The organism is Baekduia soli, assembly GCF_007970665.1.
Lineage (GTDB): Bacteria > Actinomycetota > Thermoleophilia > Solirubrobacterales > Solirubrobacteraceae > Baekduia > Baekduia soli.
Genome location: NZ_CP042430.1, coordinates 4,325,433 through 4,343,636, shown reverse-complemented (window position 1 = coordinate 4,343,636; position 18,204 = coordinate 4,325,433). Strand labels below are relative to the sequence as shown.

14 protein-coding genes and 1 pseudogene are annotated in these 18,204 nt (G+C 76.7%); 6 read left to right on the top strand and 9 right to left on the bottom strand.

Annotation, left to right across the window (positions count from 1 at the left end):
- The first annotated feature begins 106 nt into the window (after positions 1-106).
- From ppsA to FSW04_RS21035, 4 genes and pseudogenes are all read left to right on the top strand, one after another.
- Positions 107-2,430, top strand: a pseudogene (gene ppsA, locus FSW04_RS21050) (phosphoenolpyruvate synthase).
- Positions 2,427-2,726: a hypothetical protein gene (locus tag FSW04_RS28740; RefSeq protein ID WP_187368973.1), complete on the top strand. Its 300-nt coding sequence runs from the start codon at positions 2,427-2,429 to the stop codon at positions 2,724-2,726. The pseudogene ppsA and the gene FSW04_RS28740 overlap by 4 nt, the downstream one beginning before the upstream one ends.
- Positions 2,726-3,127: a hypothetical protein gene (locus FSW04_RS28735; RefSeq protein WP_146922174.1), complete on the top strand. Its 402-nt coding sequence runs from the start codon at positions 2,726-2,728 to the stop codon at positions 3,125-3,127. Before FSW04_RS28740 ends, FSW04_RS28735 begins: the two co-directional genes overlap by 1 nt.
- Positions 3,128-3,473: 346 nt before the next feature.
- Entirely contained in the window at positions 3,474-4,754 is a 1,281-nt protein-coding gene (locus tag FSW04_RS21035) for an ATP-dependent nuclease (protein ID WP_146922173.1), read from the top strand.
- On the opposite strand, the gene FSW04_RS26445 is transcribed toward FSW04_RS21035, so the two are convergent.
- From FSW04_RS26445 to FSW04_RS21005, 6 genes are read right to left on the bottom strand one after another with little or no spacing between them, the layout of a single operon-like run.
- Complete coding sequence (locus FSW04_RS26445; RefSeq protein ID WP_187368972.1) at positions 4,741-5,349, bottom strand: DUF47 domain-containing protein; 609 nt, start codon at positions 5,347-5,349, stop codon at positions 4,741-4,743. The two genes, FSW04_RS21035 and FSW04_RS26445, sit on opposite strands and share 14 nt — an antisense overlap.
- Complete coding sequence (locus FSW04_RS21025) at positions 5,346-6,347, bottom strand: inorganic phosphate transporter (RefSeq protein ID WP_146922171.1); 1,002 nt, start codon at positions 6,345-6,347, stop codon at positions 5,346-5,348. The genes FSW04_RS26445 and FSW04_RS21025 overlap by 4 nt, the downstream gene beginning before the upstream one ends.
- Positions 6,347-7,495 carry an ArsA family ATPase gene (locus tag FSW04_RS21020; RefSeq protein ID WP_187368971.1) on the bottom strand — a complete coding sequence of 383 codons (1,149 nt, stop codon included), beginning with the start codon at positions 7,493-7,495 and terminating at the stop codon, positions 6,347-6,349. The genes FSW04_RS21025 and FSW04_RS21020 overlap by 1 nt, the downstream gene beginning before the upstream one ends.
- On the bottom strand, positions 7,492-8,457 hold the full coding sequence (locus tag FSW04_RS21015) for an ArsA-related P-loop ATPase (RefSeq protein WP_146922169.1): 966 nt from the start codon (positions 8,455-8,457) through the stop codon (positions 7,492-7,494). Before FSW04_RS21015 ends, FSW04_RS21020 begins: the two co-directional genes overlap by 4 nt.
- Positions 8,450-9,289, bottom strand: coding sequence for a universal stress protein (locus FSW04_RS26440; protein WP_187368970.1), 840 nt, complete (start codon positions 9,287-9,289; stop codon positions 8,450-8,452). Before FSW04_RS26440 ends, FSW04_RS21015 begins: the two co-directional genes overlap by 8 nt.
- Positions 9,286-12,594: an MMPL family transporter gene (locus FSW04_RS21005; protein WP_146922168.1), complete on the bottom strand. Its 3,309-nt coding sequence runs from the start codon at positions 12,592-12,594 to the stop codon at positions 9,286-9,288. The genes FSW04_RS26440 and FSW04_RS21005 overlap by 4 nt, the downstream gene beginning before the upstream one ends.
- 165 nt (positions 12,595-12,759) lie before the next feature.
- On the opposite strand from FSW04_RS21005, the gene FSW04_RS21000 reads away from it, so the two are divergent.
- Entirely contained in the window at positions 12,760-14,577 is a 1,818-nt protein-coding gene (locus tag FSW04_RS21000; protein ID WP_187368969.1) for an AMP-dependent synthetase/ligase, read from the top strand.
- Here FSW04_RS21000 and FSW04_RS20995 read toward each other — a convergent pair.
- Positions 14,562-15,959: a wax ester/triacylglycerol synthase family O-acyltransferase gene (locus FSW04_RS20995; protein WP_146922166.1), complete on the bottom strand. Its 1,398-nt coding sequence runs from the start codon at positions 15,957-15,959 to the stop codon at positions 14,562-14,564. The two genes, FSW04_RS21000 and FSW04_RS20995, sit on opposite strands and share 16 nt — an antisense overlap.
- A gap of 113 nt (positions 15,960-16,072) precedes the next feature.
- Here FSW04_RS20995 and FSW04_RS20990 point away from each other — a divergent pair, with 113 nt between their 5' ends.
- Entirely contained in the window at positions 16,073-16,414 is a 342-nt protein-coding gene (locus FSW04_RS20990) for a hypothetical protein (protein WP_146922165.1), read from the top strand.
- Positions 16,415-16,479: 65 nt separating this feature from the next.
- Here FSW04_RS20990 and FSW04_RS20985 read toward each other — a convergent pair whose 3' ends face one another.
- Together FSW04_RS20985 and FSW04_RS20980 are read right to left on the bottom strand one after the other, a co-directional pair.
- Complete coding sequence (locus tag FSW04_RS20985; RefSeq protein WP_146922164.1) at positions 16,480-17,454, bottom strand: universal stress protein; 975 nt, start codon at positions 17,452-17,454, stop codon at positions 16,480-16,482.
- Complete coding sequence (locus FSW04_RS20980; protein ID WP_187368968.1) at positions 17,451-18,179, bottom strand: hypothetical protein; 729 nt, start codon at positions 18,177-18,179, stop codon at positions 17,451-17,453. The genes FSW04_RS20985 and FSW04_RS20980 overlap by 4 nt, the downstream gene beginning before the upstream one ends.
- Positions 18,180-18,204 lie beyond the last annotated feature (25 nt).

The window sequence follows — 18,204 nt, the reverse complement described above, 5'->3', positions numbered from 1 at the left end:
GCGCACGCGCCATCCGTGACACCCCGGGGGCTGGTCGGGCAACTACGGACGCATCCGTCGGTCGGCGACGGATGGCCGCGCGTGCGCCGGGTGCGACGTTGCGCCCATGAGCGCCATCGATGTCCCCGGCGGCGCGGTCGCCACCGTCCGCAGCCTCGCCGATCTCGCCCGCACCGACGTCGCGTTCGCCGGCGGCAAGGGCGCCAACCTCGGCGAGCTGACGAGCGCCGGGCTGCCCGTGCCCGGCGGCTTCGTCGTCGGCGCCCCGGCCTACGCCGCGTTCTGCGAGGCCGGCGGCCTGCGCGCGCGGCTGGAGGCCGAGCTCGACGGCGTGCGCGCCGACGACACCTCCGGCCTGCAGGCCGCCGCCGCCCGCGCCCGGGCGCTCGTCGCGCAGGCCCCGGTGCCCGAGGCGCTGCGCGAGGAGATCGTCTGCGCCTACCGCGCGCTGGACCACGGCGACGACGTCGCGGTGGCCGTACGCTCCTCGGCCACCGCCGAGGACACCGCCTCGGCGTCGTTCGCCGGCATGAACGAGACGCTGCTCAACGTGGTGGGCGCCGACGCCGTCGTCGACGCCGTGCGCGCCTGCTGGGCGTCGCTGTTCGGGGCCCGCACCGTCTACTACCGCGCCGAGCGGGGCTTCGCGCAGGCCGGGATGGACATCGCCGTCGTCGTCCAGATCCAGGTGCACGCGGTCCGCGCGGGCGTCATGTTCACGATCGACCCGGCCTCGGGCCGCACGGACCGGATCGTGATCGAGGGCGCCTTCGGGCTGGGGGAGAGCGTCGTGTCGGGCAGCGTCTCGCCCGACCGCTACGTCGTCGACAAGGCCTCGCTGGCCGTCCTGGCCCGCGACGTGCGGGCCAAGGAGCTGGCCGTCGAGCCGCTGCCCGGCGGCGGCACGCGCACCCGTGCGCTGAGCGGCCCGGAGTCCACGCGCCCAGTGCTGGATGACGACGAGGTCGCCGCGCTGGCCGGGCTGGCCGTGCAGATCGAGCGCCACTACGGCGCCCCGCAGGACACGGAGTGGGCCTTCGACACCGACGGCTGCGTGTGGATGCTGCAGTCGCGCCCCGTCACCTCGGCCGGCGGGCACGCGCTGGGCGCCGACGGGGGCGCCGTCGCCGCCGGCGAGCCGCTCGTGCGCGGCCTGGGCGCCGCGCCCGGCACCGGCAGCGGCCCCGTGTGCCTCGCCGCGTCGATGGCCGAGGCGGCGAACGTCGCGCCGGGCGACGTGCTCGTGACGCACATGACCGCGCCCGACTGGGTGCCGCTCATGCGCCGGGCCTCGGCGATCGTCACGGACTCGGGCGGCATGACCTGCCACGCCGCGATCGTCTCGCGCGAGCTCGGCATCCCCTGCGTCGTCGGCACGGGCGACGCCACGCGCCGCCTGCGCGACGGCGAGATCGTCACCGTCGACGCCGGCCGCGGGGTCGTGCTCGAGGGCCGCCCCGCGCCGGCGGCGGGCCCCGCCGCCGAGGGCGCGCCGTCCGCCGCCGCCGCGCCGGCCGCGGCCGTCACCGCCACGCGCCTGCTCGTCAACCTCTCCGAGCCCTCGCAGGTCGCCCGCGCCGCGGCGATGGACGTCGAGGGCGTCGGCCTCCTGCGCGCCGAGCTCATGGTCCTCGAGGCGCTCGACGGCGCCCATCCCCGGCTGCTCGTCGAGCAGGGCCGCGGCGAGGAGTTCTCCTCCAGGATGGCCGCCGCGCTGACGACGTTCGCCGACGGCTTCGCGCCCCGGCCGATCACCTACCGCACGATCGACTTCCGCACGAACGAGTTCCGGGGGCTGGAGGGCGGCGAGCGCTTCGAGCCCGAGGAGGCCAACCCGATGATCGGCTTCCGCGGCGCGCTGCGCTACACCCGCGACGCCGAGGTCTTCGCGCTCGAGCTCGACGCGATCCGCCGCGTCTGGGACGACGGCCACACCAACCTGCACGTCATGCTCCCGTTCGTCCGCACGGTGGACGAGCTGCGCCGCTGCCGGGAGCTCGTGGCGGCCGCCGGCCTGCTGGGCCGCCGGGGCTTCGAGCTCTGGATCATGGCCGAGGTCCCGTCCGTGCTGTTCAACCTGGAGCGCTACGCGGCCCTGGGCATCGCGGGGATCTCCATCGGGTCCAACGACCTGACCCAGCTCCTGCTCGGCGCCGACCGCGACTCCGAGCTGCTGGCCGGCACGTTCGACGAGCGCGACCCGCGGTCGTCGACTACCTGCGCGAGCTCATCCCGCGCGCCCGCGAGCTCGGGCTGCAGACCTCGATCTGCGGCCAGGCCCCGTCGGTGCACCCAGAGTACGCCGACCTGCTCGTCCGGGCGGGGATCGACGCGATCTCGGTCAACCTCGACGCCGTCGGCCGCGCGCGGCGGCTCGTGGCCGCCGCCGAGCAACGCCTCGTCCTCGAGGCCGCCAGGACCGCACGATGAGCGCGGTGGCCACGAGCCCGGACCACACGCCGCGCTTCCAGGCGCGCGGGGTCAACCAGCGCTTCGGCGCGGTGGTCGCCCTGGCGGGCGACAACGGCGCGGGCAGGTCCGGCGGGCGCGGGCGGGTCTGCGCCGCGCTCCTGGGCGCGCTGGTCATCGGGTCGATCTCCAACGGCATGGACCTGCTCGCGCTGGGCTCCACCGTCGAGTACGTGATCACGGGCGCGGTCCTGGCCGTCGCGGTCACCATCGACGCCCTCGCCCGGCGCCGCCGTCAGCGCGTCGGGCGCCGCTGATGCCCGTGCGCCGTGGGTTCGCCATGGCGGCGGTGGCCGCCGTCGCCGCGGTCGCGGTGGCGGTCGCCGCGCCGGCGGTGCCGGCGCCCGCCGCCTCGGCGCCGTTCGTGGCCACGCTGAAGGCCGGGGGCCACCATCCGCGCGCCGGACATCTGTGGCCCATCACGGTCACCGCCCGCAGCCGTCGCGGGACGCCCCTGTCGGGCCGCATCGGCTACGAGTACCTCTTCGAGGGCCAGGTCGTCGCGCGGCGCTCGAACTACGCGTTCCACCACGGCCGCTTCCACGACACGATCGTGTGGCCGGCACGCTCGGCCGGGATCCACCTCACGTTCCGCGTGGTCGTCAGGACCCGCCTGGGCGTGGTGCGCCTGCCCTACGCGGTCGTCGTGCGGCGCTGAGCGCGCTGGGACGGATGGCGCGAACGTGGGGCATGACCCCACGTTCGCGCCACCGGCGGCGCGTGTGAGCGGGGAGGCGCCCATTCCGGCGCCTCGTCGGCCCCCCCGGTTGGCCGCACGACCCCACCCAGGTGCCAACGACCTCGGCGGACGACCGCGGGCGCCGGCGCCCGGGCAGGCTGACCTGCAGCGCGCCCATCGCATCGGAGGTCATCGCCCGATGCTGGCGCCGGCCGTGCCGCCTGCCGTCCGCAGCGCGCTGCGCGCGGGCTCCGTAGTCCCCCGCGCCCGGGGCGCGGGCCTCCGCCGTCGACCGGCCACGCCCGTCGCGGCAGACTGGGCCTCGATGGCCCGCCACGCCCACGCCCACGCCCGTGCCGGTGACCATGGGGCGCGGGCCGAGCGCCCGCTCGTGGCCGAGCTCGCCGTCCGCGACTTCCGCACGATCCGCGAGCTGACGCTGACGCCCGGCGCCGTCTGCGCGCTCGTCGGCGACGCGCAGGCCGGCAAGTCCAACCTGCTGGCGGCGCTGCGCGGCGTGCTGGACCCGGCGGGCGCCGCCCTGGACGCCGGCGACGTGCGCCGCGGCGGCGACGGGCTGCTCGTGCGGGCGCGCCTGGCCGGCGGCGCCTGGGCGCAGGTCGCGGGCCGCCCGCCGGCGCTGGAGCGTGAGCTGCCCCGCTCGGTGCCGCCCGTCCTGTTCCTGGCCGCCGGCGACCGCGCCACGACCGTGGTGGGCCCGCCCGGCGACGTGGCGCCCGCACCGCCGGTCGCCCGCTTCCACACCCACGTGCGCGACGCCCTGCGCCGCCGCGACGGCGTCTCGCCGGCCGTGCCGGCCCTGTGCCTGCTCTCCGCGCTGGAGGCCGCGTGCCACGAGCACATGACGGGCGTGGTCGTCCTCGTCGAGGAGCCCGAGCTGTACCTGCGCCCGCAGGCCCAGCGGTGGTGCTCGCGGCTGCTGCGCCGGCTCGGGGCGGCGGGCAACCAGGTGATCTACGCCACCCACTCGCCCGCGTTCCTGAACGTCGCACGCATGGACGAGCTCGTCTTCGTGGAGCGCTCGGGCGACGTCGGGACGCAGGCGCTGCGCCCGCCGGCGCTGACGCCGGACGACGACTTCCGCGTGCTCAGCGAGTTCGACGCCGAGCGTGCGGAGCTGTTCCTCGCGCGCGTCGCGCTGCTCGTCGAGGGCGAGACGGAGAAGCTCGCGCTGCCGTTCGTCTTCGCCGCGCTGGGCCAGGACGCCGACCGCGAGGGCATCTCCATCGTGGAGTGCGGCGGCAAGGCCAACCTGGTGCTCTTCGCCCGCGTGTGCCGCGCCGCGGGCGTCCCGTTCGTCGTGCTGCACGACCGCGACGCCCGGGCGGGTCGGCAGCCGTCGGCGGGCAACCGCGCGCTCAACGAGCGCCTGGCCGCCCTGGCCGGGCCCGGCCGCGCGATCGAGCTGGCCCCCGACTTCGAGTCCGTCTCGCGCCTGCCGCGCGGCGGCCACAAGCCCGAGCGGGCCTGGCGGCGCTTCGCCACGCTGCCCGCCGACCGGATGCCCGGCGAGCTCGTGGCCGCCGCGCGGCTGACGCTCGAGCTGGCCCGGCCGCGCGGCGGGCGCCGGCTCAGCGGTCCTTGACCATCGCGTAGATCACGCGCTCGGCGACGTCGACGACCGCGTCGCCGAGGCGCGAGCAGCGCCGGTAGAGCTCGCGCCGGGCCATCACCGCGCGCAGGTCCTCGACCTCGACGAGCTCGCCCATCGCGCGCCGGTAGACCTTCTCGGCGCCGCGGTCGAGCTTGATGGCCGCGTCGGCGGCCTCGGCCGCGTCGCCGTCGGCGTCGCCCAGCCGGGCGACCGCCCGCGCGAGCTGGCGGGCCGCGTCGGCGACCAGCTGGGCCATCTCGGCGACGGCCCGGTCGGGCGGGCAGGCCATGACCTCGGCCTCGCGGACGAGGTCCTTGGCCTGGTTGATGAGCCGGTCGATGCCGCCCGACAGGGCGAAGAGGTCCTCGGGCTCCAGCGGGGTGACGAACGCGGTGCGCAGCGTGGCGCGCAGGTCGCGCTTGATCGCGTCGGCGTGGTGCTCGGCGTCGCGGACGGCCAGGGCGGCGTCGGGGTCGCCCTCCGCCCACGCGGCGAACGCGTCGAGGCCCTCGATCGTCACGTCGAGCTGGCGGCCGAGCAGGCCGATGAGGTCGGGGGCCTCGGGCAGGAACCAGCGCCGCCTCACGCGGCGGCCCTCCCGGCCAGGACCGCCAGCGCGGCGATGGCCCCCGTGGCCGGCACGGTCACGACCCAGGCCAGGCCCATGTGGCGCACGACGGTCCAGTGCACGTGGTGCATCCGGCGGCGCCCCGCGCCGACGCCAACGACCGAGGAGGCCACGACCTGGGTCGTGGAGACCGGCGCGCCGAGCAGCGACGCGCCGAGGATCACTCCGGCCGAGGCGGTCTGGCTGGCCAGGCTGTCGATGGGGTGCAGGCGGTAGATCCGCCGCCCGACGGTGTGCACGATCCGCCAGCCGCCCATCGCCGTGCCCACGGTCAGCGCGGTGGCCGAGGCGAGGATCGCCCACGTCGGCGAGCCCAGCGACGTGGCGCGCCCGTCGGCGACGAGCAGGGCGGCGATGACGCCGACGGACTTCTGCGCGTCGTTGGCGCCGTGGCTGAAGGCCAGTGCCCCGGCCATCGCCCACTGCCCGGCGCGCGTCGGTCCCCGCAGCCGCGCCGTCGCGCGCCGGGCCAGCCGCCGCACGGCGCCGATCGCGGCGGCCGCCGCGCCGGCGCCGAGCACCGGCGCGACCGCGAGGCCGATCACCGTCCCGGCGATGCCGACGGGGTGCAGGCCGTCCAGGCCGCCCCAGCGGATCGCGTCCGTCCCGGCCTGGGCCAGCCCCGCGCCGGCCAACCCGCCGACGAGCGCGTGGCCCGAGCTCGACGGCAGCCCGGCCAGCCAGGTCAGCGCGTTCCACGTCACGGCCGCCAGCAGCGCGCCGGCGATGACGCGGACGCCGGCGCTGCCGGGCACGATGACGATCGCGCCGATCGTGTCGGCCACCGCGGCGCCGACGAGCAGCGGCCCGGCCAGGCCGCACACCGCGGCGAGCACGATGGCCTGGGCGGGCGTCGCGGCCCGCGTCGCGACGAGCGTCGCGATCGCGTTGGAGGCGTCGTGCACGCCGTTGGTCAGCGAGAACAGCAGGGCGAGCACGATCGCCGCGGTGAACATCAGGCCGCGCTGCCGGCCAGGAGCTCGGCGCCCCGCGCCTCACCCGCGAACAGGTGCTCGGCGACGGCGGCGACGCCGGCGAGGTCGTGCACGCCGTCGTCGAGCTCGGGCACCAGCAGCGGCGCGGGCCCGCCCAGGCCGCGGCGCAGCCGCGCGACCTGGGCCGCGTCGCGTGCGGCCAGGGCGTGAGCCTCGTGCAGCGTGAGGACGGTCCGGGCGACGAGGCCCGGCCCGGCGCCGGGCAGCGCCGCGGCGACGTCCCGCGGCCGCGTCGACGGCGCGACGGGCGCGAGGGGGTGGAAGCGGTTGACGATCGCCCCGGCGAACGGCATGCCGCGCTCGCGCAGCCGGGTGCGCAGGAACAGGGCCTCGCCGACGGGCCCGGGCGTGGGGGCGGTGACGAGCATGAACGCCGTGGCCGGGTCGCAGAGCAGTCGCCCGACGCGCTCGGCGCGCTCGGCGAAGCCCTCGACCCCGGTGCCCAGCGCGGAGACCAGGTCGCCGAGGTCGCCAAGCAGGTCGACGCCGGTGACGCGGCGCATGAGCCGCAACGCCGCGCCTGCGCCGTGGGCGCCCCACCCGGTCGCCACGCCGCCCGGTGCGGCCAGCGCGCGCACGGCGCGGTCGCGCATGAGCGCCGTCAGCCGGTCGGGGGCGTCGAGCAGGTCCAGCGCGTTGCGCGACGGCGGGGTGTCGAGCACGACCACGTCGAAGCGCCCGCCGCCGGCGAGCTCGTCGAGCTTGGCCACCGCGGTCCACTCCTGCGAGCCGGCCACCGCGCCGGAGAGCTCGCGGTAGATGCGGTTGGCCAGGACCGCGTCGCGTGCGGCCGCGTCGCGGACCAGCAGCCCGACGAGGTCGTCGAACGTGCGCTTGGGGTCCAGCGTCATCGCCCACAGCTCGCCGCGCAGGGCCAGGCCGTGGGCGGCGAAGGGCGCGGGGTCCAGCCGCTCGGGATCGTTGCCCAGCCCGCGCAGGCCCAGTGCCTGCGCCAGCCGCCGGGCGGGGTCGATCGTCACGAGCGCGACGCGGGCACCGCCGGCCGCCAGCCCGGCGGCCAGCGCCGCGGCGGTCGTCGTCTTGCCCACGCCGCCCGACCCGGCGCAGATGCAGACCCGGCGGCCCTCGAGCAGGTCCGCGGCGCTCACGGGTCCAGCCTCGCGCCCCAGGCGGCCAGGCCGGCGGTGTCCGGGGCCCCGGCGAACGCGAAGGGCAGCGTGGCGACCGGGACACCCGGGCCCAGGCCGGCGGTCAGGCGGTGCAGGGCGTCGCGCTGATGGGCTGCGCGCGCGGCGGCCGAGAGGTCGGCGCGCGGGACGGGCCCGGGCGGCGCGGCGCGCAGGATGCGCAGGTCGGCGGCGGTGAAGCGGTCGGGCAGCAGCCCGTTGACGACCACGCGCTGCGGGCCGCGGCCGACGGTCGCGTGCAGGCCCTCGGCGAGCTGCAGGGTCTCGGTGACCGCGAGGTCCTCGGCCGCGGCGACGACGACGACCGACGTGCGCCGCGGGTCGCGCAGGTCGGCGTCGACGGCCGCGGCCTGACGGGCGACGGGCCCCCGCAGCGTGGCGGCGGCGAACGTCCGCGGTGCCCGCAGCAGCCCGAGCGCGTGCCCCGTGGCGGGGGCGTCGAGCAGGACGACATGCTGCCCCGCGGCGCCCGGCGCCCGTGTGAGGTCCCAGACCTTGCCGATCGTCAGCAGCTCGGCCAGGCCGGGCGTCGCGGCGGCCAGCAGGGAGAACAGGCGGAAGTGCAGCAGCACCGCGGCGGCCGGGCCGGGCAGCCGCCGGCCGACGTACTCCGACAGCGCCTCGTGCGGGGCGATGGAGAGGTGGTCGACGCCGTCGGCGACGCGGCGTGTCACGGCGATCGGGCCGGGGCGGGGATGGCCGAGGATGGCCGCGACGTCGTGGCGGGCGGCGACCTCGACGACCGTCACGCGCGCTCCGCGGCGAGCCGCCGCCAGCGCGAGCGCCGCGGTCACCGTCGACTTGCCGACGCCGCCCTTGCCGGTGACGACGACGAGCGGGGTGCGCAACGGCGCCGCGTGTCGCGGCGCGCCGGCGTGGTCGCGGGCGCCCGGGGGCGCCAGCAGCGGGGTGCGGTCAGCCACGCGGGGTCACGACGACGGGCCCGTGCGCCGTCCGGACGACCGCCGCCGAGACGCTGCCCAGCAGCGCACGCCCCAGCGGGCCGCGGTGGTGGGAGCCGAGCACGAGCAGCCCGGCCTCGCGCGTCTCGCGCGCCAGGGCGTGGGCGGGGTCGCCGTGGCGCAGCGCGGTGGTGGCGTGCACGCGGCCGGCGCTGCGCTCGCGCACGAGGTCCAGCCCGCGGGCCAGCACGGCGTCCGTCGCGCGCGGCGTGCCGATGGCGTGCGTCAGCCAGGACGCCTGCACGGCCACGAGCCGCAGGGGCATGCGGAGCTGCTCGGCCAGGTCGCAGGCGTAGATCAGCGCATGCTCGGCGGCGGGCGTGCCGTCGTAGGCCACGGTGATCGGGCCGCGGCGTGGGCCCCCGGAGGTGGCGAAGCCCGCGGGGGCGATGAACACCGGGCACGGCGAGCCGTCGGCGAGCAGCTCGGGCCGCCCGCCGAGCAGCCGGTGGCCGAGGCCGTGGTGCGCGGAGCAGCCGACGACGAGCGCGCTGGCGCCCTCGGCACGGGCCAGCTCGTGCAGGCCCCGCGCGACGGAGGCGTCGATGATCGGGACGATCTCGACGTCGGTGGCCTCGGGGATCACGGCGAGGATCGCCTCGCGCGTCCGGGCCACGGCCTTCCGGATGCCGCGCTCGGTCGCGCGGTCGGCGACCACGTAGTGCCCGCCCGTCAGCACCCGCGCGACGACGAGCTCGGCACCGATGCGCTCGGCGAGCAGGTGCGCGAGTGCGAGCCCGTCGGCAGCCCCGGCGGTGGCGTCGTAGGCCGCGACCACGTCGGGCGAGCTCACGACCGCCCTCCGCCCGCCAGCGTGGGCGGCCTGAGGTCGGGGCCCGGCGCCGGGCGGGATCCGAGCTCGCCCGCCTGGGCGGCGCCCGGCGCCGAGCGCGACGTCGGCCACCAGGCCGTGCGGCCGAACAGCTCCACGGCGGCGGGCAGCAGCACGGGCCGGACCAGGAGGCCGTCGAGGATCACGACGGCGGCCAGGCCGATGCCGATCTGGCGCACCTGCATGATGGTCTCGAACAGGAACGGGACGACCGCCGCGACCATGGCCACCGCGACCATGGTGACCGCGCCGGCCGTGTCGCGCAGCCCGGCGCGCAGCGCCCGGTGGGCGTCCCCGGTGCGCAGGAACTCCTCGCGCGTGCGGTTCAGCAGCGCGACCTCGAAGAACGCCGTGATCCCGAAGGAGGCGGCGAACAGCGCGACGACGATCACGGGGTCCAGGTAGCCCGGGCCGCCCAGCGGCGCCCCGGAGCCGGTGAACAGCAGCGACAGGATGCCGAAGGCGGCGGCGGCGGCCAGCAGGTCGAACGCGACGGCCACCAGCGGCAGCACGACCGTGCGCAGCATGGCCATGAGCATGAGCGCCACGACGACCGCCAGCGTCGCGACCACGGGCCAGATGCGGCCGGCGGTCACGCCGTGGTAGTCGGCCAGGTTGCCCGCCGGGCCGCCCACCGCGGTGGTCGTGTGGGTCTGGCGCCCGAACGCCGCGGCGGAGTCCCTGAGCGAGGTGGCGAGCTGCTGGGTGCGCTCGTCCTTGCTCGCGTAGCGCGGGATGACGACGATCTGGCCGGCGTTGCCGCCGCGGGCCAGGTTGACCGCGAAGGCGGCCTGCCGTGCCTGGCTGCTCGGCGCACCGGCGATCGCGGCCAGCGTGAAGTAGCCGTTGGTGAACAGGCCGGGCGACTGCTTCTGCAGCTCCTCCAGGTCCTTGGCCGACGGCAGCTGCCCGCGGAACCTCGTCACCTGGCTCTGACCGCTCAGCAGCCCGGAGGTCAGCTGCCCGGCCGGCGCGGTCCCGGCCGACAGGCCGCCGGCCAGCTGGCCGGCCCCGCTGGTGAGCTGGCCGAGGCCGTCCTCCAGCGCGCCGGCGCCCGTCTGCAGCGCGGCGAGCCCGTCGGTGAGCTGGCCACCGCCCGTGTTGAGCTTGGCGATGCCGGTGTCCAGGTCGGCGTTGCCGTTGCGCAGCTGGGCGATGCCGCTCTGCAGCGCGGTCGAGCCGGCCAGGAGCTGGCCGAGGCCGCCGGCGAGCTGGCTCGTCTGCGTCGCGAACGCGGTCGCCACGCCCGAGGCGCCCGAGATCTGGGTCTGCACGGTGCCCAGGCCCGAGGCCACCGAGCTCGCGTGGTCGCGCGCGCTGCGCACCGCGGCCAGCGCGGCGGCCACCGCCGGGTCGTTGCCCGCGGCCTGCAGCGACGCGATCGCCTGGTCCAGGCTCGTCGTCGTCGCCGAGGCCGAGCCCGTCAGCCCGCCGAGCGATGCGTCGGCCGAGCTGAGGTCGGCGGCCATCTGCTTGACGACGGGGGCGCCGGCCTTGACCGGCGTCGCGGCCTTCCCGAGCCCGCCGGTCAGCTGCTTGGAGCCGGCCAGCGCCTTGGCGGCGCCGGCGCGCAGCGCCTTGGCCCCGGTGAGCGCCGTGTCCAGGCCGCCGGAGATCTGCAGCGCGCCGGCGCGCGCCTTGGCGATGCCGGCCTTGAGCTGCCCGGCGCCGTTGCGCGCCGTCCCCGAGCCCGACTGCAGCTGCGAGGCGCCGGAGGCGGCCGACTGCAGCCCCGCCTGCAGCGTCTTCGTGCCGGCCGCGGCCTGCCCGAGGCCGCTGGCCAGCGTGCCGAGCTGCTTCCTGCCGCCCTTGAGCAGCTTCTCGGAGTCCTTGAGGGTCTTGGGGAGCTTGCCCAGGTCCTTGGTCTGCGCGCGGAAGGCGCCGGGCCCGGCGACGGAGGCGATCCGCGGGTCCATGGCCAGCTTGGCCTGGTAGGTGTCCAGGCTGCGCAGGAGCGCCGTGTCGGTGATGGGCCGGCTGCTCGAGACGACGAGGATGTTGTAGGGCGTCGGCCAGCCCGGGCCCATGACCCTGGCGACCGTCTCGAAGTCGTGGCGGGCCTGAGAGCCGGAGGGCAGCTGGCTGATGTCGGGCGGCCCGGTCTTCAGCCCCGCGGCCGGGACGGCGAGCGCGGCGAGGACCGCGGTCGCGGCGGCGCCCGTCCACACGGCGCGCGCCGTGACGAACGAGCCGGCGCCGACCAGGCGCTGCCAGGCGCGGTCCAGCGGCGCCGGGAGCCCGAAGCGCCCGAGGTCGATCCGCGGGCCCAGCAGGACGAGGAAGGCCGGCAGCACGACGACGGCGCCCCCGACGGCCAGCAGCACGCAGAGCACCGCGCCGATGCCCAGCGAGCCGACGATCGTCGTCGGGGCGATGAGCACGGCGAGCAGCAGGCAGACGGCGAGCGCGGTGCCGCCGAAGAGCACCGAGCGCCCGGACGTCGCGACGGCATGGGCGACCGCGGCCTGCTCTGCGCCGCGGCCGATGTGCGGATCGCGCAGGCCCTCCTCGTCGAGGAAGCGCCGCAGGACGATGAGCGCGAAGCCGATGCCCAGGGCCAGGCCGCTGATCGACGCGAGGGCCAGCGCGATCGGGTCGATCGCGATCACCTGCCCGAGCAGGGTCATCAGCCCGAAGGACATGAACACGCTGGCCGCGCCGAAGGCGGTGACCAGCGCCGCGGCGACCGGGCGGCGCAGCAGCGCGAGCAGCAGGACGAACAGCAGTGCCATGGCCAGCAGCTCGGCCCGGCGCGTGTCGCTGATCGCCGAGTGCTTCAGCGCGCGGTCAAGCGTGGGCTGGCCCGTGATGTGCCAGCGCACGCTGCCGCTGAGCGCGAAGTCGACGGTGCGGTCGATCTCGGCCTGGTAGCGGTTGACCATGGCCTTCTCGGAGTGCGCGAGCGACGCCACGATCATGGCCGAGCCCGGCGCCGGGCGCAGGGCCTTGGCGGCGTCGCCGCCGTCCCAGGCCGACATGACGCGCGTGTCGCTGCGGGCCGCCAGGCGCCGGACGAGCTCGGGGCCCTGGCGGTCGAGCTGGGCGGCGGGGCCCTGCAGCAGGATGGGCACCAGGACGCTGGGGCCGAACTGGCGGTCGGCCAGGGTCTGGGCGCGGGAGGACTCCGATCCCGGCACGGTGACGACCGACGGGGAGAGGCTGTGCGAGACGCCGAGGCCGGCGACCGTCAGCGCGGCGGCCACCGCGAGCCAGACGAGCAGGGTGGGCACGGGGCGGCGGATGGACAGAAGGGCGAGTCGCAGCATGACCGTCGTTTCCTCGGCTCTGGGGACGGGTGAGCGACGCTACGCGCGGCCCTCGGCGCTTCCATCCGTGCCGCCCACGCCGCGGGGTGCGGCGTCTTACGGATGGCCGTCCGCGCGGCAGGGGAGACCATCGACAGACGCCTGACCACGAAGGGGAGCCTGTCCATGTCCGCAGCCCGCACCACGACCGCCTCGAGCACCGCGCGCGACGCCGACGCCGACGTCGCCACCGTCGGCGCGATGGTGCTGTCGGCGACGGCGCGCCATCACGGCGCGGCGCTGCGCCGGCGCACGGCGGACGGGTGGTCGGACGTGTCGTTCGCCGAGCTCGGCGAGACGGCCCGCGGGATCGCGCGCGGCCTCATCGCGCTGGGCGTGCGGCCCGGCGACCCGGTCGCGATCCTGTCGAGCACCCGCGCCGAGTGGACGATGGCCGACTGCGGCGGCCACTGCGCCGGTGCGACCGTCGTGCCGATCTACCCCACCAACTCGGCCGAGGAGTGCCGCTACGTGCTGGAGCACTCCGGCGCGCACGTGCTGCTGTGCGAGGACGCCACGCAGCTGGCCAAGATCGCCGAGGTGCGCGACCGCCTGCCCGAGCTCGAGCACGTCGTCACGTTCGACGACGCCGGCGAGCTGTCGCTGGCCGGCCTGCGCGAGCTGGGCGCCGACGTCGACCCGGGGGCCGTCGAGGCGGCCGTCGCCGCGGTCGGGCCCGACGACGTGGCCACGATCGTCTACACCTCGGGCACGACCGGGCCGCCGAAGGGCTGCCGCACCACCCATCGCAACTGCATCGCGACGGTCCGGATGTACGAGGAGCAGATCGACTTCGGCGACGACGTCGTCATCTTCATGTTCCTGCCGCTCGCGCACTCGCTGGCGCGCATGGCCCAGCTCGTCGCGCTGGACATCGGCGCCACGCTGGCCTTCTGGCGCGGCGACGCGCGGCTGGTGCTCGAGGACGTGGCCGACAGCCGGCCGACGCACCTGCCGTCGGTCCCGCGCGTGTTCGAGAAGATCCACGCCAAGGCGCTGGCCGCCGCCCAGGACGGCGACCCCGTGAGGCGTCTGCTGTTCGGCTGGGCGGTCGGGACCGGACGCGAGGTCGCCCGGCGCCGGCGCACGGGCCGCTCGCTCGGGCTGATCCTCGCCGCCCAGCACAAGGTGGCCGACCGGCTCGTGCTCTCCCGCGTGCGCGACCTGTTCGGTGGCCGGCTGCAGCTGGCGCTGACCGGCGCGGCCCCGATCGCGGTCGAGGTCCTGGAGTTCTTCGACGCCTGCGGCCTGCGGGTGCTCGAGGGCTACGGGATGACCGAGACCACGGCGGCGGGCACGCTGAACACGATCGGCGCCACGCGCTTCGGCACCGTGGGTCGCCCGCTACCGGGGACCGAGGTCACCCTGCTGGAGGACGGCGAGATCCTCATGAAGGGTCCGCACGTGTTCGCCGGCTACCACCGCGACGAGGCGGCCACCGGCGAGGTCTTCACCGACGACGGGCGCCTGCGCTCCGGCGACCTCGGCGAGATCGACGCCGACGGCTTCGTCCGCGTCACCGGCCGCAAGAAGGACCTCATCATCACCTCGTCGGGCAAGAACATCTCGCCGACGAACCTCGAGTCCGCGCTGTGCGAGGGTCGCTGGATCTCCCAGGCCGTCGTGTTCGGCGACAACCGGCCCTACGTCGTGGCGATGCTCACGCTCGACCCCGACGAGGTGGCGGCGCTGGCACACCGGGCCGGCGTGGCGCCCGACCTGGCGACCATGGCCGCCGACCGGCGGGTGCACGAGATCGTCGCCGCCGAGGTCGACGCCGTCAACGCGCAGTTCGCGCGCATCGAGCAGATCAAGCGCTTCGTGATCCTCGACCACGAGCTGACCCAGGCGGCGGGCGAGCTGACCCCGACGCTGAAGGTCCGGCGCAACGTCATCTACGAACGCTACGCCGACGTGTTCGCCGGCCTCTACGACGAGGGCTGAGCGGTCGCCCGCCCCAGGGCCCCGAGCTCGGCCGTGACCGCGTCGGCCAGCAGCTCGGGGTCGGGCACGAGGCTCGCGTGCGTCATCACGCCCACGGTGACGTGGTCGCAGTAGCTGAAGATGGACACGCTCATCCCGATGCTGCCCGCGCACGGCGCCCACACGAGCACCTCGCGCACCGGCACGCCGGCCAGCCGCACGGGCTCGCGCGGCCCCGGGACGTTGGTCACCACCGCCGTGCTCTTGGCCGAGAACAGGTCCATGACCCAGGCCTGCACCCGCGCCGGCGTGCGGCCCATGACGCCGAGGATGGCGTAGGACATGGCGGGCTGCCGGGAGTCCTTGATCGCCCGCATGCGGGCGTGCACCTCGGCCAGGCGCGCGCCCGGCGGGCGGTCGCCGAGCGGCAGCGCGAGCAGGATGAGGCCGAAGCGGTTGCCGAGGTTGGCGGGCAGCGGGCGGCCCGGCGGGCGCAGGTTGAACGGCACCATGACGCACAGCTCGTCCTCGGTCTCGCCGCGGTCGGCCAGGTAACGCGCCAGGCCGCCGCTCAGCGCCGCCAGCAGCACGTCGTTGACCGTCGTCTGCGTGGCGTGCGCGATCGCCTTGACGTCGGCGAGCGGCAGCGGCGGCGTCCAGGCCACGCGCTGGGCCACGCCGTGCTCGCCCTTGAGCAGCGTCTCGTGCTCCGAGGGGACGGTGAGCAGCGTCAGCAGCGCGGTCGCGTCGTCGCGGGCCTCGCGCCCGAGCTCGAGCAGGCGCGCCGGGTGCACGACGGTCCGCATCGACTCGTGCAGGAGGGCCGAGGCCGCGTCGCGCCCGAGGCCCGCCAGCGCGCCCACCGGGCCGGCGAGCGGGCCCAGCGGCAGCCGGCGGCCCGGCCGCGCGGGCCGCTCGACGGCCGACGGGTCGGGCTCGGCGGCGTCGGTCATCGTCAGCAGGACCTGGGCCAGGGCGATGCCGTCGGCGATGCAGTGGTGCATGCGCACGACCAGCGCGCAGCCGTCGCCGAGGCCCTCGACGAGGTGCACGTCCCACAGCGGGCGCTCGCGCTCCATCCCGCGCGCCATCAGGTCGCCGACCAGCGCCTCCAGCGCGCCCCGGTCGCCCGGCGCGGGCAGTGCGATGCGGTGCAGGTGCAGGTCGATGTCGAAGTCCGGGTCGTCGGCCCAGCGCGGCGCCGACAGCGGCCCCGGGGCGGTCACGATCCTCCGGAACGGCGGGAACGGGTCGACGATGCGCTCCTGCATCAGGGCGCGGAAGCGGTCGAGGTCCACCGGCTCGTCGAAGGTCATGACCGACGTGATGACCATGTGGTTGGTCGGACGGTCCATGCGCAGCCAGGCCGTGTCGGCGGCGGGCATGGTGCGGCTCGAGCTCATGGGGTGCTCTCCGTGGGAAGTACGGGGTGCGACAGCGCGCGGATGCGGATGGCAGCGGGGACGGGGGCCACGAGACTCGAGGCTCCCCCGACCATCCACGAGAGGAGCAGGACATGGCGACCACGGCCATCAAGACCACCAAGAAGGCGCCGGAGCGGACATGGACCGATGATCTGCACGACGCGCTCGCCGACCTCGACCGCGCCCGCGAGGGTGCGACCGGCGAGGTGCGCGCCGGCCTGGACCGTGCGGTCGCACGCCTGCGGAGCATCGCGGCCGACGCGAGGTCCCTGGCCGGTGAGCAGGTCGACGGGTTCGAGGCCTCGCTGGACCGCGCCGGCGAGGAGGTCCGCGTCGAGCTCGGGCGCCGCGCCGTCCGCGCGCAGCAGACGCCCGAGGCCCTGACGGCGCTCGGTGGCGAGATCCGCCGCCGGCGCGCGCAGCTGACCGCCTAGCGCGCCGGCCGCAGCCGCGGTCCGGGGACGAGCGTTCCCGGACCGGCCGCGGCGCGCCGGCCGGATCACGGCGTCACGGCACCGGCCCTGGGGCCGGTGGGCGCGGTCGTCGCCTCCTCGGCGGCGGCCGGGCGCGGGATCACGACCACCGGGGTGGTGGCGTGGTGGACGAGGTAGTCCGAGGTGCTGCCGCTGAGCACGCGCCGGGCGCTGCCCCAGCCGCGGGAGCCGACGACGACGAGGTCGACCTCATCGGCGGCCTTCGCCAGCGCGGGTCCGGGCGCCCCGGCCACCAGGCGGCCCTCGGCGGGGACGCCGGCGCCGGCCACGGCCTCGTCGAGGATCTTCTGGGCGTTGGCCTCGTCCTCGGCGGCGATCTCGGTGACCCCGGGCAGCGCGGCGTAGGTCGCGGCCATGGTCGTCGGGGTCCAGGCGGTGACGATGAGCAGCTCGGCACCCAGGCTGCGCGCCAGGCCGGTGGCGGCCTCCAGCGCCTGGCCGGCCTCCGGGCCGCCGTCGTAGCCGACGGCGATGCGCCCGGGGGTCCAGGAGGTGTCGCGGAAGCGCCGCGGCGCGATCGCGACGGGGCACGGGGCGCCGTGGACGACGGAGCGCCCGACGTCGCCGAGCACCATGCGCCCGAGGCGCCCGTGGTGGGCGCTGCCGAGCACGATGAGGTCGGCGCCCGCGCTCTCGGCGCTCTCGTGCAGCGCCCGGGCGGGGGACGTGTCGGAGACCGCGAGCAGCTCGGCGTCCACGCCGATCGCGGCGCGGGCGGCCTCGAGGTTCTTGGTGGCCTCGTCGTGCAGGGCCTCCCAGAATGCGTTCGTGGCCAGCGGGCTCATCGACGTCGCGGGGCCGTAGGCCGAGACGATCGTGATCCGGCCGGGCTTCAGCGCGGCCGCCAGGACGATGGCGTCACGCCCGCCGTCGTGGCCGTCGAACCCTGCGATGACGTGCTCGTACATCTCGGTGATCTCCTTGGGGCGGTGGATCCCGAACGTACGGCCCGGGCCCGGTGGCGGGCATCCGCCGATCACCGCCGTGACGATCCGTAGTCCGCCGAACGGCGGCCATCAGCCCGCGGCGCCCGCGCCGGCCGTGGCGCCCCGCCGACCGCCGGGGCCTGGGTGCCCTGGGCGCGCCGGCGCAGGTTCTGCAGCTGGCGCACCTGCATGATCACGTGGGCGGGATGCCAGAAGAGCAGGTCGAGGACCTCGGTCACGGCGCGCGGCGCACCGACCGCTCCGCTGCGGACGAGCACGCGTGTGCGGCCGCCGGGCAGGGGCTCCAGGAAGAACTCCCAGCGCGAGTCGATGAAGCGCCGCGGCCGCGGCGCCGACGGCCGTAGCGAGCGGCCCCTGAGGTCCAGGCGCGCGCACAGGACCAGCGAGCGGCCGGGCTCGGCGTGCGCGACCTCGAACCACATGGTGCCCGGGACCGCGATGAGGCGGTCGCCGGCGGCGACGTGGCCCCAGGCCGGCTCGAGGTGGTCGGCGCTGGGCCGGCCGCCGTTGTCCAGCCGGTCCCAGGAGTACCACCCGGCGCGGTCGTGCCCCATCTGCGCCAGCCAGGGCCAGATCGCCTCGGGCGGTGCGTCGATCGTCGTCGCCATCGTGGCGATGCCGCGCTCGCCGTCGATCAGCCCGTCGCCGGGCAGGATCCGCGTGCGGTCGTCGACGGTGGCGCCCCAGGTGCGCAGCCGCGGGCGCAGGACCAGCGCGGCAGCGGCGCCGAGGCCGACGGCGAGACGGGTGCGGTGCATAGCCCGACGCTAGGCCGAGGGTCGC

Coding starts and splice junctions, on each gene's coding strand:
- FSW04_RS21000 (WP_187368969.1), top strand. CDS start 12,760: ATGTCCGCAGCCCGCACCACGACCGCCTCGAGCACCGCGCGCGACGCC.
- FSW04_RS20980 (WP_187368968.1), bottom strand. CDS start 18,179: ATGCACCGCACCCGTCTCGCCGTCGGCCTCGGCGCCGCTGCCGCGCTG.
- FSW04_RS21005 (WP_146922168.1), bottom strand. CDS start 12,594: ATGCTGCGACTCGCCCTTCTGTCCATCCGCCGCCCCGTGCCCACCCTG.
- FSW04_RS28735 (WP_146922174.1), top strand. CDS start 2,726: ATGCCCGTGCGCCGTGGGTTCGCCATGGCGGCGGTGGCCGCCGTCGCC.
- FSW04_RS28740 (WP_187368973.1), top strand. CDS start 2,427: ATGAGCGCGGTGGCCACGAGCCCGGACCACACGCCGCGCTTCCAGGCG.
- FSW04_RS21035 (WP_146922173.1), top strand. CDS start 3,474: ATGGCCCGCCACGCCCACGCCCACGCCCGTGCCGGTGACCATGGGGCG.
- FSW04_RS20990 (WP_146922165.1), top strand. CDS start 16,073: ATGGCGACCACGGCCATCAAGACCACCAAGAAGGCGCCGGAGCGGACA.
- FSW04_RS20995 (WP_146922166.1), bottom strand. CDS start 15,959: ATGAGCTCGAGCCGCACCATGCCCGCCGCCGACACGGCCTGGCTGCGC.
- FSW04_RS21025 (WP_146922171.1), bottom strand. CDS start 6,347: ATGTTCACCGCGGCGATCGTGCTCGCCCTGCTGTTCTCGCTGACCAAC.